The organism is Solwaraspora sp. WMMA2059 (genome assembly GCF_027497315.1).
Classification (GTDB): domain Bacteria; phylum Actinomycetota; class Actinomycetes; order Mycobacteriales; family Micromonosporaceae; genus Micromonospora_E.
In genome coordinates, this window is the sequence record NZ_CP114908.1 from 1 (window position 1) to 17,087 (window position 17,087).

The 17,087-nt window shown below is 72.8% G+C and carries 9 protein-coding genes and 1 pseudogene; 9 read left to right on the forward strand and 1 reads right to left on the reverse strand.

Going from position 1 to position 17,087, the window contains the following annotated elements; genetic code table 11:
- Nucleotides 1-15: 15 nt before the first annotated feature.
- The 7 genes and pseudogenes from O7553_RS00005 to O7553_RS00035 all read left to right on the forward strand — a co-directional run.
- Nucleotides 16-420, forward strand: a pseudogene (locus O7553_RS00005) (SDR family NAD(P)-dependent oxidoreductase); the annotation flags it as partial.
- A gap of 904 nt (nucleotides 421-1,324) precedes the next feature.
- Nucleotides 1,325-2,935 (forward strand): TIGR02677 family protein, encoded by a 1,611-nt coding sequence (locus O7553_RS00010; RefSeq protein WP_281552865.1) that lies wholly within the window; start codon nucleotides 1,325-1,327, stop codon nucleotides 2,933-2,935.
- Nucleotides 2,932-4,164, forward strand: a complete 1,233-nt coding sequence (locus tag O7553_RS00015) for a TIGR02678 family protein (RefSeq protein WP_281552866.1) — start codon at nucleotides 2,932-2,934, stop codon at nucleotides 4,162-4,164. Before O7553_RS00010 ends, O7553_RS00015 begins: the two co-directional genes overlap by 4 nt.
- A gap of 8 nt (nucleotides 4,165-4,172) precedes the next feature.
- Nucleotides 4,173-8,381 (forward strand): TIGR02680 family protein, encoded by a 4,209-nt coding sequence (locus O7553_RS00020; RefSeq protein WP_281552867.1) that lies wholly within the window; start codon nucleotides 4,173-4,175, stop codon nucleotides 8,379-8,381.
- Entirely contained in the window at nucleotides 8,378-9,688 is a 1,311-nt protein-coding gene (locus O7553_RS00025; protein ID WP_281552868.1) for a TIGR02679 family protein, read from the forward strand. Before O7553_RS00020 ends, O7553_RS00025 begins: the two co-directional genes overlap by 4 nt.
- Nucleotides 9,689-9,785: 97 nt before the next feature.
- Nucleotides 9,786-12,113 (forward strand): 2OG-Fe(II) oxygenase, encoded by a 2,328-nt coding sequence (locus tag O7553_RS00030; protein ID WP_281552869.1) that lies wholly within the window; start codon nucleotides 9,786-9,788, stop codon nucleotides 12,111-12,113.
- A 53-nt stretch (nucleotides 12,114-12,166) separates the two neighbouring features.
- Nucleotides 12,167-14,470: an SEC-C metal-binding domain-containing protein gene (locus O7553_RS00035; RefSeq protein ID WP_281552870.1), complete on the forward strand. Its 2,304-nt coding sequence runs from the start codon at nucleotides 12,167-12,169 to the stop codon at nucleotides 14,468-14,470.
- A 21-nt stretch (nucleotides 14,471-14,491) separates the two neighbouring features.
- Here the strand turns inward: O7553_RS00035 and O7553_RS00040 are convergent, their stop codons facing one another.
- A complete protein-coding gene (locus O7553_RS00040; RefSeq protein WP_281552871.1) occupies nucleotides 14,492-15,400 on the reverse strand; it encodes an SDR family oxidoreductase in 909 nt (302 codons plus the stop codon).
- Nucleotides 15,401-15,520: 120 nt separating this feature from the next.
- On the opposite strand from O7553_RS00040, the gene O7553_RS00045 reads away from it, so the two are divergent.
- Complete coding sequence (locus O7553_RS00045; RefSeq protein ID WP_281552872.1) at nucleotides 15,521-16,090, forward strand: TetR family transcriptional regulator; 570 nt, start codon at nucleotides 15,521-15,523, stop codon at nucleotides 16,088-16,090.
- 158 nt (nucleotides 16,091-16,248) lie between these two features.
- Nucleotides 16,249-17,070 carry an SAM-dependent methyltransferase gene (locus O7553_RS00050; RefSeq protein ID WP_281552873.1) on the forward strand — a complete coding sequence of 274 codons (822 nt, stop codon included), beginning with the start codon at nucleotides 16,249-16,251 and terminating at the stop codon, nucleotides 17,068-17,070.
- Nucleotides 17,071-17,087: the final 17 nt, after the last annotated feature.

A 17,087-nucleotide genomic window follows, 5' to 3' on the forward strand; every position in this document is an offset into this window, starting at 1 on the left:
CTCGACCTCGACGCGGTCCGCCAGGTCGTCGACACCAACGTGTACGGCGTGATCCGCGTGACCAACGCGATGCTGCCGCTGCTGCGCCGGTCGCCGTCGCCGCGCATCGTCAACATCTCCAGCAGCGTCGGCTCACTGACCTGGCAGTCGGACCCGGAGATCAACGTCGGCCCGATCATGGCGGCCTACTCGCCGACGAAGACGTACCTCAACGCGGTCACCGTGCACTACGTGCGGCAACTCGCCGGCACCGACATCCTGATCAACACGGCCTGTCCGGGGCTGGTCGCCACCGACTTCACCGGCGGTGTCGGGCGTCCGGTCCAGGAGGCCGCTGCCACCCCGATCCGGCTGGCCACCCTGCCCGACGGCGGCCCGACCGGCACGTTCGTCAACGACGACGGCAGCATCCCCTGGTGATCTCCCGGCCCTGTCGGTGACTCCGCCTTGCTGGTGACCGGGCTGGACCAGCCCGGTCACCAGAGGGGGACCGGCGCGGCGGGCGGCGGGGACGGGCAGCGCCGACAGTTCAGCGTCCGGGCCGTCGGCTCCGTCGCCGGCCCACCGTTGGTCGCCCCCATCAGTGCCGTTGTCACCGGATCCGCTGTTGTCGCCGCTGCCCGGCCCGAGCAAGGTGCAGGACGCCAGCCGGGTCAGCCCGGTCGGCCGCGCCGCGTGCCGGCCGATCGCGATCTCGATCCGTTCGAGGGCGGCCCGCCGCTTGTCCCGCAGCGGCCCCACGATCGCGTTCTGGGCGAAGTTCGGGCCGCCCTCGCCGGCTGTGGTCAACAACCGTTCGTTGGCCTCGGCGATCTGCCGGAGGCTCAGATTCTGGTCGACCTCGGCCGCTGCCTGCGCCGGTACGGCCGGCAGCCGGTCCGGTACGGTCGGGCACTCGACCATCGGGTTGGCCTGCGTCCGACCGTCCGTGCTGTGCCCGGCATGGAGGGCGTCGTAGCTGACCGCACAGTCGACCAGCGACATCAGACCGGTCGGTCGGGTCGCCCGGTCACAGGCCCGCGATGTTCAGGGTGACCTTCGACATCGGCCGGTCCACGCAGGTGAGCAGGTAGCCGTCGGCCCGCTGCCGTGGGGTGAGGCAGTTCGGTTCGTGCTGCTTGACCTGGTGCCGCAGGTGTCTCGGTAGCCGAAGGCCGCGATCGGGCAGCGCCAGGATGCTCCGGCAGCCCTCGTCAAGGGCTGGTCACCTGGTTCACCTCCACCACCGGGCCGGCGAGCGCGTCCCGCGCTGCAGCATCCGGCGCGGCAACCACGAGCCCGCTGTGTGCGTCGTGGTCCGATCCGGGTCTGCGATGATGGCGGGATGTCCACCGGTACCGCACCGGCCGCTCAGCCGTTCGCGCACCTGCAGGCGCAGAATGTCACCCTGTACCGGGACGTGCTGGACGCCTTCATCCGCGCGAAACGTCGGTTCACCGTGCATCTGCGGCCGGAGGACGTCCTGGCCGAGATCGGCCCCGGGGTGTCGCTGGAGGCCGTCGCGGCGGCGCTGGCCCAGCTCGCCGAGTGGGGCAACCTGCGGGCCGACCCGGACACCGGACGGGTCACCACCGTGGAAGACTTCCACCGCGCCCGCTACCTCTACCAGTTGAGCGCGCACGGCCACGCCGCCGAGCAGGCCATCGCCACGTACGAGGAGGCGATCGGCCGACGCGGCGCCCTGCAGTCGGTGGCGCTGTCCGACATCGCCGACCAGCTGCGCGCCCTGCTGGGCATCGCCACCGAGGCCGCCGCCGGGTCCGCGCCCGACCCGGCGAAGACCCACCTGCTGATGCTGAGCCTGGTCGACCGGTTCACCGGGCTGGCCGACAACGCGCAGGCGTTCATGGCGTCGCTGCGGCGGGCCGTCGACTTCGCCGACGCCGACGTGGCGGCCTTCCTCGCGTACAAGGAACAGCTGATCGCGTACCTCGAACGGTTCATCGCCGATCTCGCCAACCGGGGCGCGGAGATCGCCAACCTGGCCCACCGGATCGAGGCGACCGGGGTACGCCCGCTGCTGGAGATAGTGGCCCGCCGGGAGGCCGTCGACGCCGCACCCGGCGAGGACGCCGACGACCGGGCACTGCACCAGGCGCGGGTGGTCTGGCAGCAACGCTGGGACGGGCTGCGGGACTGGTTCGTCAGCGGCGACGCCAGCCGGCAGTCCCAGGCACGGCTGCTGCGTACCGCCGCCATCGGCGCGATCCGGCAGCTGCTCGGCGCGGTGGCGTCGATCAACGAACGTCGGGCCGGCCGGTCGGACCGGTCGGCCGACTTCCGGTCGCTCGCATTGTGGTTCGCGCAGGCCTCCGACGACGAGGCCGCGCACCGGCTGTGGCACACCGCGTTCGGCCTGTCGCCGGTGCGGCACCTGACCGTGACGACCGAGACCCTGGCCGCGGTCGAGCAGCGACCGGTGCCGGCATCGACGTCGTGGGCCCAGGCACCCCGGCTGGAGATCAGCCCTCGACTGCGCAAAACCGGATCGTACGAGCGGCGTGGCTCGCCGAGCCGGGTGCTGGACCGATCCGCGCAGCGGCGGCAGTTGGCCGAACGTGCCGAGCGGGAGACGACCCAGACGGCCCGCGCCCGAGCGGCGTTGGCCACTGACGGGCCCGTCCCACTGTCGCGCCTCGGTGAACTGGACACCGCCGAGTTCCGGCTCTTTCTCCATCTGCTGGGCGACGCGCTGGCGGCCCGGCGGCCGGACGCCACGGAGGTGACCACCACCACCTCCGACGGCACGCTACGGGTACGTCTGGTCCGCGTCGACGGGGCGCCGCCGGTGCGGATCGTCACCGCCGACGGGGTGCTCACCGGGCCGGAGCATCTGGTCGACATAACCGACCTGGCTCCGACCGGAGCCGACCTGGTCTCTGCCGGCCCGCTCTCTGCCGGAGCCGACCTCGCGGCGGTCGGGGCGGCCGGGTGAGGGCGCGCGGCCCGGCCGAGGGCGACTCCTCGGGCCGGCTGCAGCGGGCCGCCCGGCTGCTGCTCGCCCGCCCGCTGCTGGTCGCCGGGCTGACCCCGGACGCCGAGTTCCGGCTGGTCCGCACGTACGCCGTAGAGCTGCGCGAGTGGTTCGACCGGGAGACCGGGTGGCGGCTGGTCGCCGACGCCCAGACGATCCGGCTGATGAAGCTGACCGCCGACCCACAGGACCAGACCCACCCGGCCCGGGATCCGAAGGCCAGGACCCCGTTCTCCCGGCAACGGTACGTGTTGACCTGCCTCGCCCTGGCCGCGCTGGAACGCGCCGACGGGCAGATCACCCTGGGCCGGCTGGCCGAGGACGTGGTGCTTGCCGCCGCCGATCCGGCGCTGGCCGCCACGGGGTTCACGTTCGCCCTGGACCGGCGGGAGCGGCGGGCCGACATGGTGGCGGTGGTCCGGCTGCTGCTGCACTGGGGGGTGCTGCGCCGGGTGGCCGGCCACGAGGACGCGTACCTCGGCACCAGTGGTGACGTGCTCTACGACGTTGACCGGCGGGTGATCGCCGGCCTGCTGGCCAGCAGCCGCGGCCCGTCGATGATCGGTGACGTGGCACCGGACGGCCGGCTGGCGGCGCTGACCGTCGAGGTGGTGCCCGATGTCGAGGATGCCCGCAACCGGGCGCTGCGGCACCGGCTCACCCGGCTGCTGCTCGAACAGCCGGTCGTCTACTACGACGAGCTGACCGAGGCCGAGCTGGCCTATCTGACCAGCCAGCGGTACGCCATCCTGAACCGGATCACCCAACTGACCGGATTGGTTGGCGAGGTACGGGCCGAAGGGGTCGCGATGGTGGATCCGGCCGACGAGCTGACCGACGTCCGGATGCCGGCCGAGGGGATGCAGAGCCACCTGACGCTGCTGCTGGCGGAGCGGATCGCGGCGGCCGGTGCCGGCGCGGCGGGCACAGGCGGCCTGCGGGTCAGCGAGCTGCACCGGCACACCCGCGAGCTGGCCCGGGCGCACCGGTCGTACTGGCGCAAACACGCCACCGATCCGGGCGCCGAGGTCGAACTGGTCGCCACCGCGTTGGACGCGCTGCGTGCCCTGAAACTGATCACGGTCGAACCGGCCGAGGACCCGCTGGTCGTCGCCCGCCCGGCGATCGCCCGTTACGCCCTGGCGGAGCCGACGATCCGCCAGAGCCGTCCCGCCGCCCTGAGGAGGTAACCGTCACCGTGACCGCCGCAGCCACCACCGCCGCACCGACGTCCATGCTGGACCGGGAGCTGCCGGTGCCGGACCGGGAACGGTGGCAGCCACTGCGGGCCGGGCTGGTGGACATCTTCTACTACGACCAGGAGGAGTTCCACTTCCACGGCGGCAGTCTGCTGCTGCGGGGCAACAACGGCACCGGCAAGTCGAAGGTCCTCGCGTTGACCGTACCGTTCCTGCTGGACGGTGAGCTGACACCGTACCGAGTGGAGCCCGACGGGGATCCGCACAAGCGGATGGAGTGGAACCTGTTGCTCGGTGGACGGCACCCGCACCCGGAGCGGACCGGCTACACCTGGCTGGAGTTCGGCCGCCGCGACGCCGACGGCACCGCCCGGTACCTGACCATCGGCTGCGGACTGAAGGCGGTGGCCGGGCGCGGAATCGCCCGGCACTGGTACTTCGTCACCAGCCAACGGGTCGGCGCCGATCTGCAGCTGCTCACCCCCACCGGTACGGCGGCGACCCGGGACCGGCTGCGGGACGCGATCGGCCCGGTGGGGATGCTCTACGACCGGGCCGTCGACTACCGGCGGGCGGTCGACGAGGCACTGTTCGGCCTGGGCGACCGGTACGACGCGCTGGTGTCCCTGCTGATCAAGCTGCGGCAGCCGCAGCTGTCCAAGCGTCCGGACGAGAAGACCCTGTCCCGGGCGCTCGGCGACGCGCTACCGCCGCTGGACGAGAACCTGATCGCCCAGGTCGCCGAGGCGTTCCGGGGTCTCGACGACGAGCGGGAGACGCTGACCGAGCTGCGCGAGACGAAGAAGGCCGCCGACGACTTCCTCACCCGCTATCGGCAGTACGCGCGGATCGCGACGAAACGCAAGGCCGCGGTGCTGCGGCAGCAGCACAGCCGGTACGAGCAACTGGGCCGCGAGCTGGGCGACGCGCAGCGGGCGCACGAGCAGGCCGACCGGGCGGTACGTCAGGCCGAGGTCAGACTGGCCGAGCTGGACGCGCGCGCCACCGAGCTGCAGGCGCGCCGACGGGCGCTGGCGGAAAGCCCCGAGGCGCGTACCGCCGAGCATCTGCGTCGGCTGCGGGAGGCGGCCGATCAGCGGGCGACGTTCGCCGACCAGCAGGCCAAACGCCTGCGTGACGTCGAGGCGGAGGCGGCCCGGACCCGGCGAACCGCCGAGCAGACGGCGCAGGAGCTTCAGTCGGCCCAGCGGGACGAGGCTGCGGCCCGTACCCGGGTGGCCGGCGGTGCGGCGGCGGCGCGGATCGCCGACCGGCACCGTGACCGGGTCCTCGCCGCCCTGCCGGACGACTCCGCCCATGGGCTCGACGAGGCGCGCCGGGCCGCCGGCCAGCTGGTCCAGGATCGGCGGGCCGCGCTGCGTACCCTCGATCGGCTCCGCGCGGCCGCCGAGTCGGCCCGAACCCTCGCAGACCGCGCCCGGGAGGAGGTCGACCGGCTGGACGCCGAGGTGGCGGCGGCCGACGAGGCGGTCACCGACGCCGAGACCGCCGCCGCCGAACAGGGCGAAACCCTGGTACGGCGCACCGGCGAGTACCTGACCGGGCTGGTCGAGCTGTCTATCGCCGACCCGGAGGCGGTGCTCGGCCGGCTCGACTCCTGGGTGAGCACCCTCGACGGGGACAACCCGGCCGCCCGGGAGGTGACCGCCGCCAGCCGGGCAGCCGCCGAGGCGATCGCCCGCGCCGACGCGGCGGTGGAGGCCGAGCAACGGCGGGTCGCCGACCGGGTCGGGGAGATCGACGCCGAGCTGCGTCGGCTGACCGACGGGGCGCACCAGCCGCCACCGGCACCGCACACCCGGTCCCCGCAGCTGCGCCTCGACCGGCCCGGCGCACCACTGTGGCGGGTCGTCGACTTCGTTGAAGGCGTGCCGCCGCAGGTGCGTGCCGGCATCGAGGCGGCGCTGGAAGCCGCCGGGGTGCTCGACGCGTGGATCGACCCGGACGGCACGGTCCGCGACCCGGACAGCGGCGACGCGCTGCTGCGACCAACCGACGAGGTGGCGACGAACCTCGGGACGCTGCTGCGTCCGGCCATCGACGACGCCGACCCGCACGCCGCCGCGCTGACCGGGCCGACCGTCGCCGCCGTCCTCGCCGCGATCGGCCTCGGCGCGGAGTCCGGTGCGGCGACCTGGGCCGACACCGACGGCGGCTTCGGCATCGGCGTCGTCACCGGGCGGTGGACCAAACCGGACGCGGAGCACATCGGCGACGGCGCCCGGGAAGCGGCCCGCCGGGCCCGGATCGCTGCGCTGCGCGCCGAGTCCGACGAACTCGCTGCCGTGTCGGCCGACCTCGCCGAGCAACGCACCAGACTGGACGAACGTCGGCGGGCGGTCGGCCACGAGACCGAGAGTCTCCCCTCCGACCAGCCACTACGCGAGGCGCACACCCTGGTCCGTGGCGCCCACCAGTTGCGCCGGGACACCGCCTGCCGACGTGACGAGGCGGCGGCGAGGCACCGTACGGCGGTCTCGGCGGCGCAGACGGCGCTGGCCGAGGCGACCGAGTTCGCCGACGACGTGGGTCTGCCACACGACGCCGACGGGCTGGCGGAGGTTCGCGACGGGCTGCAGGACTACCAGGTGACGTTGGCCGCCTGGTGGCCCACCCTGACCGGGGTACGCGATGCGACGCGCCGCCGCGCTGAGGCGTCCCGCACCTACGAGGAGAAGCAGGAGAAGCTCGAACCGGCCGCGATCGAGGCGGCCGAGGCGGCCGAGGCGGCCCGGCTGGCCCGGGTGGAGTTCGAGACGTTGGACGCGACCGCCGGCGCGACCGTCGCCGACCTGGAACGCCAGCTCCGCGAGGTGGCCGACGCCGAGCAGGAGTGCCAGCGGGAAAGCCGGGAGACCCGGCAGCGCGAACGCGACGCCTGGGGTGCCCGGGGCGACGCCGACGGGCGACGGGACCGGCTGACCGAGGAACTCGACGGGGCCACCGCCACCCGGGACGCCGCCGTCGAAGTGCTGCGGGCCTTCGCCGACACCGGCCTGATCGCCCTGGCCTGCCCCGAGCAGGAACTACCGGACACCCGACAGCCGTGGGCGACGACCCCGGCGGTGGCCGTGGCGCGCGGCGTCGACCGGCTGCTCGCCGACGTCGACGACGGTGACCGTCCCTGGGAACGGATCCAGCACCAGGTCAGCCTGGACATGAAGGTGCTCACCGACAGCCTGTCCCGGCACGGACACCAGGTGCTGCCCGCCGTCCGCGAGGACACCATGATCGTGGAGGTGGTGTTCCAGGGGCACGGCCGCTCCGTCGCGGACCTGTCCGCCGCCCTGGTCACCGAGATCGACGAACGGCAGCGGGTGCTCTCCGCCCACGAGCGGGAGGTGCTGGAGACCCACCTGGTCAACGAGGTCGCCGGAGCGTTGCAGGAGCTGGTCGCCGGCGCCGAGCAGCAGGTTGCGACGATGAACGGCGAGCTGGAGGAGCGGCCCACCTCCACCGGCATGCGGCTGCGGCTGCTGTGGCGGCCCACCCGCGACGCCCCGCCCGGCCTGGCCGAGCTGCGCGCCCGGCAGCTGCGGCAGAGCACCGACGTCTGGAACGACGCCGACCGTCGAGCGATCGGCGCGTTCCTGCAGGAACAGATCAGCCGGGAACGGCTGCGCGACGAGGCGGCGACCTGGCACGAGCAGCTCACCCGGGCGTTGGACTACCGGGCCTGGCACGAGTTCGCAATCCAACGCCACCAGGACGGGCAGTGGCGGCCGGCCACCGGCCCGGCCTCCGGTGGTGAACGGGTGCTGGCCGCCAGCATCCCACTGTTCGCCGCCGCGTCCTCGTACTACGGGTCGGCGGGCAATGCGCACGCGCCGCGGCTGATCGCCCTCGACGAGGCGTTCGCCGGGGTCGACGACGACTCCCGGGCCAAGTGCCTCGGGCTGCTCGCCACCTTCGACCTGGACGTGGTGATGACCAGCGAACGGGAGTGGGGCTGCTATCCGCAGGTGCCCGGACTGGGCATCGCGCAGCTGGCCCGGCACGACGGCATCGACGCCGTCCTGGTCACCCCGTGGCGGTGGGACGGGCGGGAACGGCACCGGATGCCTCGGGTCGAGCTGGCGGTACCGCAGCAGCGACCGACCCGCCCGGACGGCGAACCCGACCCGACCCGACCGGACCCGACCGGACCTGACGGCTCGGAGCAGCCCGCTCTGTGGTCCGCCGAGTGACCGGACCGGACGGCGATGTGGTTGGGCCGGATCTCGATGTGGTTGGGCCGGATCTCGATCGGCTGCGCCGGCAGCTCGGCGGGGCCGACACCGAACGGGTCGTGCAGCGGGTCCGCCAGCGGATGGCCCACGGCCGGCCGCTGGCCGGCACGATCTCGCTGAGCCAGCCGACACCGGCCGAGCGGCTGGCGGTGCAACGGCTGCTTGGGCGGCCACCCGCCCGGGGCACCTCGCTGACGGTCAACCTCGACGACCTCGACCAGGTGGTCCGCCGCAGCGGCCTGCACCCGGACGGGCTGGCCGCCGCCGTCGAGACCCTCCTCGGGCCGGTGCCGGTGACCGCCGAGGTCCGCGCCGCCGCCGACGCCGCATGGCGTACCGTGCTGGAGCCGTTGGACCGGCTCGGCCGCCGCGCGCCGCACCTGGCCGACTGGTGCGGCGACCGCACCACGGTCGCGCTGGCCCGCCGACTGTCCGGTACGCCGGACGCGGCGGCCCGGCTCGTCGAACACCTGGTCGCGGTGCTGGCGGCGTTGCCTGCCGACGGTGCTCCGTTGGCCCGGCTCGCCGCGCAGACCACCGGCGACGCGCACGCCCTCGACGCCGACCGTCCACTGGCCACCCTCGTACTGTCGGCGGTGCGGGCCGTCTGGTGGCCCGGGGACGACGAACCGACGTCCCCGGCGCAGCGGCGGCGGGCGCTGTGGGACAGCGCCGGTGTCCTTGTCGACGAACTATCGTCGACCGTACTGACGCTCAACGTCGTGGCGAGTCCGGGCAGCCGGCTGTCCGCCCTGACGGCGCCCGCCGCGACGGCCGGTGAGCCGCTAGTGCTGACCCTGCGCCAACTCGGCCGGGAGCGGTCGACTTTCCCGGCCGGCACCGTCCACGTCTGCGAGAACCCGACGGTGCTGGCCGCGGCGGCCGACCTGCTCGGTCCGGAGTGTCCGCCGCTGGTCTGCGTCAACGGCCAGCCGAGCACGGCGGCGCTGCGGCTGCTGACCGGCCTGACGGCCGGTGGCGCGCGGTTGCGCTACCACGGCGACTTTGACTGGGGCGGGGTACGGATCGCCAACCTGTTGCGCTCCCGGGTGCCGTGGCAGCCGTGGCGCTACGACGCCGCCGCGTACCGGGCGGCGGTGGCGGGCGCGGCCGTGGTGGGCGCCGTGTCGGGGACGCTGACCGGCCGGCCGGTCGACGCCGGCTGGGACGCGGAGCTGACCGCTGCGATGAGCCGGCACGGTACGCGGGTCGAGGAGGAGCTGGTCCTCGACACCCTCCTCGCCGACCTGTCCGGTGCCCAGTAGCGCGTGATCATCCTGCCCATAGTCGACTGTCGCACCGGTTGTCCGCTGAACGGACGTGCGAGTGGCCCTACCGGATTGTCTGGCCTAGAGTCTGCGCGTGCCAGCATCCCCCGTTACCCCGCCTGACCGACTGGCCGCGCTACTGGGCACCGTTGGCCCGGCTGGCGCGTTCAGCGCACGTCGTACCGCGTCACCCCATGGTCTGAGGCTCGCGGTGCGCGGTGTCGGGCCGATCGCCTTGCCGGCGGCCGCCGAGCAGGCGAAGCAGCTGTGCTCAGTTGGCCGGCCGGCCAGGTTCGGCAAGGGTGAGCAGACGCTGACGGACGCCGGGGTGCGCGACACGTGGGAAGTCCCGACGAGCCTCGTCGACATCGACGAACAGCGGTGGCACGAGACGCTCCACCCGATGCTGGACCAGCTCCGGGCCGACCTCGGCCTGCCGCAGGGGTGCGAGCTGGTCGCCGAGCTGCACTCGATGCTGGTGTACGCGCCCGGCCAGTTCTTCGCGCCACATCAGGATTCGGAGAAGGCTGATGCGATGATCGGCACCCTGGTGGTGACGTTGCCGTCGGAGTCGGCCGGCGGCGTGCTGTCGATCGAGCACGCCGGCCGGACCGGGAGCTACGAATCGTCACCGGACGAGCTGACCTTCGTCGCGTTCTACGCCGACTGTCGGCACCAGGTGTCGCCGGTGACGACGGGCCACCGGATCGTGTTGACCTACAACCTGTTGCTCGCCGGTGACCCGGTCACCCTGGCCGCCGGCTCGCTGGGCCAGGACCTGGTCACCGAGTTGACCGGCTGCCTGGACGATCACTTCGCGGAATCGGCCGACGGGCCCGCCCGGCTGGTCTACCTGCTGGACCACGAGTACACCCAGCGGGCGTTGGGCTGGGACCGGCTCAAGGGCGACGACGTCGGACGTGCCGCAGCGGTGCGGGCGGCCGCGCAGGCCGCCGGTTGTGAGGTCACCCTGGCGTTGGCGGAGCTGCAGGAGACCTGGAGCGCCCTCGACCCCGAGGAATCATGGGGCCGCTGGGGTCGGGGCCGGAGTCGGTACGGCCGGTATCGGAACGACGAGGAACCCAGCGGCGGGAGCGGGTCGGGCAAGTACGAGCTCGAAGAGCTCATCGACTCGTCGATGACCCTCGACTGCTGGCTGGACGAGTCCGGCGAGGTGGTGCCGACGTCGCTGCGGGTTTCCGACGACGAGGTGTGTGCCACGACGCCCACCGCGAACCTGTCGCCCCAATCGTCGGAGTACGAGGGGTACATGGGCAACTACGGCAACACGTTGGACCGGTGGTACCGCCGGGCGGCGATCGTCGTGTGGCCACGTCGGTGGACCTTCGCGATCCGTGCGCAGGCGTCGCCAGGCTGGGCCCTCGACCGGCTCGCCGGTCTGCTGCGGGCCGGGGACGTCGCCGGTGCCCGGAGCAGCGCCGCCACGCTCGCCTCGTTCTGGCGGGTCACCCCGGCGGCCGGTGAGCTTGTTGCCGGGCGGGCACTGGCGGTCGCCTGGGAGCTCGACGAGCCGGACCTGGCTGCCATGCTGCTCGCGCCGCTGCGGGTGGAGGCGCTGGCGCCGGCCGACGCCCCGGTGCTCGCCCGCCTCGCCACCCGCTACGGCGAGTCCTGGGCCCGGGATCGGGTCAACGGCTGGTTCGGCCGGAACTGGCTGTCCCGTTCGTCGCTGTTCGACAAGCAGACCCCGGACTGGCTGGCATCGCTGCCCGCGATGTGCGCGGCGCTGCGGGCCACCTCCGACGCCGGGGGTGTGCTGGTCGGCCGGCTGCTGGTGGCCGGTGTCTGGTCCGAGCTGCACGGCCGGGCCCGAGGACTGCTCAGCTACCCGGCGGCCCGCGACCGGCGCAGGTACCTCGCGGACCTGGGGCCGCAGATCGCCGTCGTCCTGGCTGGTGCCGCCAGCCTCGGTACGGCTGACCTGGCTGACGGGCCGGTCGAGTTCCTCTGTCAAGACGAGGACGACGTGCTTGGCTGCGCGATGTCGACGCTGCGGGCCACCCGCGCGACCGCAGCGGACCAGGCGGGGCAGCAGGTGACCGGCCTCGACACCCTCACCGCGCACGCCGCCCGGCGGCTCGAGCAGCGGCTCGCCAGGCCAGTTCGGGCCGCCGACGACTGGTCGGTGGAACTGCCCAAGGGATGCGACTGCGAGCTGTGCACCACCTTGGTGGCGTTCCTCGGCGATCCGGCGCGCCGCACCTTCGAGTGGCCGCTGGCCGAGCAGCGCCGCCGCCACGTCCACTCCCGCATCGACCAGGCCGACCTGCCGGTCGACCATCAGACCCGGCGCAGCGGGCGACCGTACACTCTGGTGCTGCGCAAGACCGACGCGCTCTTCGATCGCGAACGCGAGGCCCGCCGCCGCGCCCAGGAAGACCTGGCCTGGCTCACCCACTGACCGAGCCGGCCGGTCCGACCCCGACCACTCCGAACAGCTACGAGGACCCGAGCATGCCGATCACGGCCGTCCGACAGATGGCGTACTTTCCACCCTCGGCCTACGAGCAGGCGTGGGAGCGCGGCCTGCTGGACGCCACCAACTACCGGGACCACGCGGACTACCGCCGCGAGATTCAACAGCAGCTGCAGGCCCTGTCCACCGACGGCCGAGGCCCGATCCGGATCGTCGCGCTGGACGTGCCCGGCCTGCTGGCGTACGCGGAACAGACCGGCCAGGACCCGACCAGCCGGCAGACCCGGCTGGGTTTCGTGGGCTGGCTCGGTGAGCAGGGCGCCGACACCGTCGCCTGGCCGCCGGAGCGCAACGCCGGGTGCTGGTGCGGCTCCGGCCGCAAGTACAAGAGGTGCTGCGCGGCACCGTCGTTCCTGGCGGTCGAACCGGCCGACCCGGCGTCGCTGGTGCTCACCGTCGAGCTCGACGGGGTGGCGCAGCGGGTGTGGCGGCGGGTTGCCATCCCGTCGAACACCCCGCTGGATCGGGCCCACCGGATGCTTCAGGAGGCCTTCGAGCTGCCCGGTGAGGGGTCGTACGCCTTCCGCACCGACGAGTACACGATCGTCGCGCCCGGGTCTGGCCAGCGTGGTGTCCCGGCGGACGGGGAACGGCTGGTGTCGATCGCCACCGAACTCGGCGACCAGTTCCACTACTTTCACGGCCACGGCCGGAGGTGGCGCCACACGGCCACTCTCGACGAGATCCGGCCCGGCGGACCCGGCAACACGTTCACCGTGCTGGCGGGTGACGGCAGCTGGCCGGCCGAGCCGGTCGCCGACCAGGTCAGGCAGGCGATCGATGGGCTGATGGAACTTGCCGAGTCCAGCGCCGACGTGGTCGCCGCCGAGGCTGAGTCGTTCCGTGAGTTCGGCGACCGGGCCGACCCCATGGACGTGGAAATCCACACCGCGCAGCTGCTGGCCAGGTTCGACCAGACCCAACCGTCGGGGTCGATCGGGCTGGCGATGGGGGCGCTCTCCATCGCGAACCGGCGGCCGAGACCGCACGTGGCGGCGTTCGTCGCCGCCGTGAACCACCTGATGCCCGGCCTGGTCACGGGGAAGGCGCTGACCGACCTGGCCCGGCATGGAGTGCCGTTTCCGGCATGGGCCGAGCGGCTCGGCAAGGTGGACCCACGGCGGGCGTGGCGCTACCGGGACGCCTTCGGTGATCAGGAGGCCGTGCTGGTGACCTTCGGCTACCTCGGCGACGCCGCCGAACACGGCATCCTCGTCGAGATCGCCACCTGCCCCACCCCCGCGGTCAGCGTGGTCCACCTGTCTCGAAGCGTCGACGCGCTGCGGGAGGTGCTGGAAAAGTCCGCCGCCACCGCCGCCGGCCCGGTGATCCTGGAAGAGACCACCCTGGCGTGGGCGTCCGGGGCGTTGGCCGGCGTGCTCCGGCGAGTCAGTTCTGACCTGCCGGCCGAGAGCCGGGCCTGGCTGCCGATCGTGGCGCAGCGGGTCGACCTGCTCCCACAGCCCGAACCGGTCGAGCCGGCCCGCCACACCCGGGCGGACCGGGCTGCGGCGGTCGACGGGTTCCTGGCCGCCACCGCACCCCTGCCGGGCGTCGACGGCGACGTCCTGCGGTTCTGGGCGCAGGTCCTGGCCGGTTCCACCGGGACGGACGGTTCGGCGCCGACCCGGATCGGGCCGGTCTGGCTCGGACACGTCCTCGGCGAACACGTCCCACGTACCTTCGAACTGACCCTTGCCCAGCGGGCCGGGCTCAGTGCCGCCGTCACCGCCTGGGCCGGGTGGGCGGCCGAGCAGCAGGGCCTGCCCGCCGCCGCTGTCGAGGTGCTGGCGGCCCGGATCGCCGAGATCGACGAGGCGTTCGACCGCGCCTACGCCGACCCCGAGCGGGCGGCCGCCCGCAGCTATCTCAGCGACATCACGCCGACCACCACCGACGGGGAAGACCTGCGGCGGGCGTTCGCGCTGCGAACCGCCGCCGTCCCGGTGGCGCGACCCGGGCAACTGACCGAGCAGCCGCTGTGGGTGTCCGATTTGGCCGACCGGCACCGGATTCTCGCCGCCGAACTCGAGTCGTGGGAACTGGCGCCGAGTCAGTCTGTTGCGGCCTGGTCCGCCGCGCTCACCGCGATCAGCGACCAGCTCTGGAACCTGGAGTCCGACCTGGCCCGCGAAACCATGGACTACCTGGACCAGGTCGGCCCGGACGATGAACTGCTCGGCGACCTCACCGAGCTCGCCGTCGAGCACGGCCTCGGTACGACCAGGTTCAACGCGGCAGCCCGCGACCGGCTCACCCCGGATCCCGAGGACCTCGGCTGAGCGTTGGTCGCGTCGGGGACGTCACGCCTGGAAGTAGTGCCCGTCGTGCAGGTCGGCGATCAGGCCGGGGCGGCTGGGGGACCAGCCCAGGAGTTCCCGGGTGATCGCGGCCGACGTCGGATTGTCCAGTTGGGCGAACGGCCCGAGGAAGCCGAAGTAGTCGTCGGCTTCCTCGGGGCTGATGCTGCGGACCGGCACGTCGAGGTTGCGGGCGATGGCGGCGGCGATCTGTCGGAAGGGGACTCCTTCGTCGGCGGCGGCGTGCAGGCGGGAGCCGGCCGGGGCCTTTTCGAGGGCGAGCCGGTAGAGGTCGGCCGCGTCGAGCGTGTGCACGGCCGGCCACCGGTTGGTGCCTTCGCCGACGTACGCCGCGTACCCGTGCTGCCGGGCGGCGGCGACGAGGACGGTGACGAAACCGTTGCGGTCGAGCGGGCTGTGCACCGTCGGAGCGAGCCGGACGACGCAGGAGCGCACGTCGTGGGAGGCGAGGCCGATCACGAAGTTCTCCGCGTCGACCCGGTAGCCGCTCGGGAGAGCGTCGTGTTCAGTGCCGGGGCGGCCGACGAGTCCGCCCATCGCGAGCATGGCTGTGCCGCCCGTGCCGACCAGCGGTTTGCCGGAGCCGCTCAGACCGTCGGCGAGTGCGTGGAGGGCGGCCAGGTCGGCACCGGCGGCGCCGGTCAGGTCGCCGGTGAGCAGTAGGTCGTGACGGAACGCCAGGTGGATGACGCCGTCGGCGGCGTTCGCTTCGGTGCGCAGAACGTCGAGGTCGGACAGGTCGGCGCGACGCGTCCCGGCACCCAGTTTCTCGATCGCGGTAGCGGATGCTTCGGAGCGGGCCAGGCCGACGACGTCGTGTCCGGCGGAGATCAGGGCCGGCACGACCGCCGAGCCGAGGTGGCCGGAGGCGCCTGTGACGAATACGCGCATGTTGGTGTTCCTTCGTGAGTGCCGATGTCGCCTAGTGACATCACCCTACCTTGTGATGTCACTAGGCGACATGGCTGGATCAAGAAGATGTCGTAGTGTGACATCGGATACCATCGCGGCATGGCCCGCTGGCAACCGGACGCACGCGGCCGCCTGGAGGCGGCCGCCTTCGAGCTGTTCCGTGAACGCGGCTTCGAACAGACCACGGTCACCGACATCGCCACCCGTGCCGGCCTCGACAAACGCACCTTCTACCGGCTCTTCGGCGACAAACGCGAGGCGCTGTTCGGCGGCAGCGAGCAACTGGAGGACCTGCTCGTCAAGGCGGTGACCGAGACGGACGCCGCCCCCTTCGAAGCGGTCGTCGCCGCGTTCCGTCAAGTGGCGGAGGAGATCTTCGCCGACCGTCTCGAGCTGGTCCGGGTGCGCCAGACCATCATCGAGAGCAGTCCCGAGCTGCAGGAACGTGAGCTGCGTAAGATGGGCTCGCTGGCGGCCGCGGTCGTTGCCGCGCTGTGCGCCAAGGGCCTTGACCAGACCGCGGCGACCCTGGCCACCGAGTCGGGTGTCACCGTGTTCCGGGTCGCGTACACCCGCTGGGTCGAGCCCGGCAACCGCGACTCGCTCACCGACCTGATCGCCGAGGTCGCCAGCGAACTACAGGCGATCACCTCGCCTGTTCGACGGTAGTTGCCGCGCGGTACGCTGCCGGCTTGACGGCTGTCGCGGGACGACGGTGCGCCCGCCGGGCCAGCACACAGTAAACCGTCCAGTAAGCTCGGTCGCCCGTTGGCCGTCGGCGCGACAGCCGACGGCCCGGCGTACTCAACTGGGTTCCGGAGGTTCTCATGGCCGACCACGACGCAACGCTGTTCGACCGGCTCGACACCTCGGTGCCGCATCCGGCCCGCCGATACAACTACTGGCTCGGTGGGAAGGACAACTTCGCCGTCGATCGGGCCTCGGCGGACCAGATCGCGGCGGCCTGGCCGAGCGCGCCGATCGCGGCGCGAGAAAACCGCCGCTTCCTCGGCCGGGCGACCCGGTTCCTGGCCGCCGAGGCCGGGATCAGGCAGTTCCTCGACATCGGCACCGGCCTGCCCACCGCGGACAACACGCACGAGATCGCCCAGGCGATCGCGCCGGAGTCGCGGGTGGTGTACGTCGACAACGATCCGATGGTGATGGTGCACGCCAGGGCCCTGCTGACCAGCACCACCCAGGGCAGAACGTCCTACATCGAGGCCGATCTGCGCGAGCCCGGCAAGATCCTCAACCATCCCGACCTGCTCGCCACCCTGGACCTGTCCAAGCCGGTCGGGCTGATGCTCGTCGCGGTACTGCACTTCCTGCCGGGTCGAGGGGCGGCCGCACCGGTCGTCGCCGAGCTTGTCGACGCGCTGCCGCCGGGCAGCTACCTGGTCGTCAGCAACGCGACCAAGGACTTCCTCCCGGCACCGATCGCAGCGGTCTACGACCGGATGCTGGCTGCCGGGCAGACCGACATCTGGCCCCGGGAACGCGCCGAGTTCGCCGCGCTGGTGGAGGGCCTGGACCTCGTACCACCCGGGATCGGGGTGGTGAGCGACTGGCGCGCCGACGAGCAGGACCAGCCACGTCCGGCGGCAGCCGACGTGTCGGTGTACGGTGCGGTCGCCCGAATTCCCTGACCGCCGCACCGGGCAGC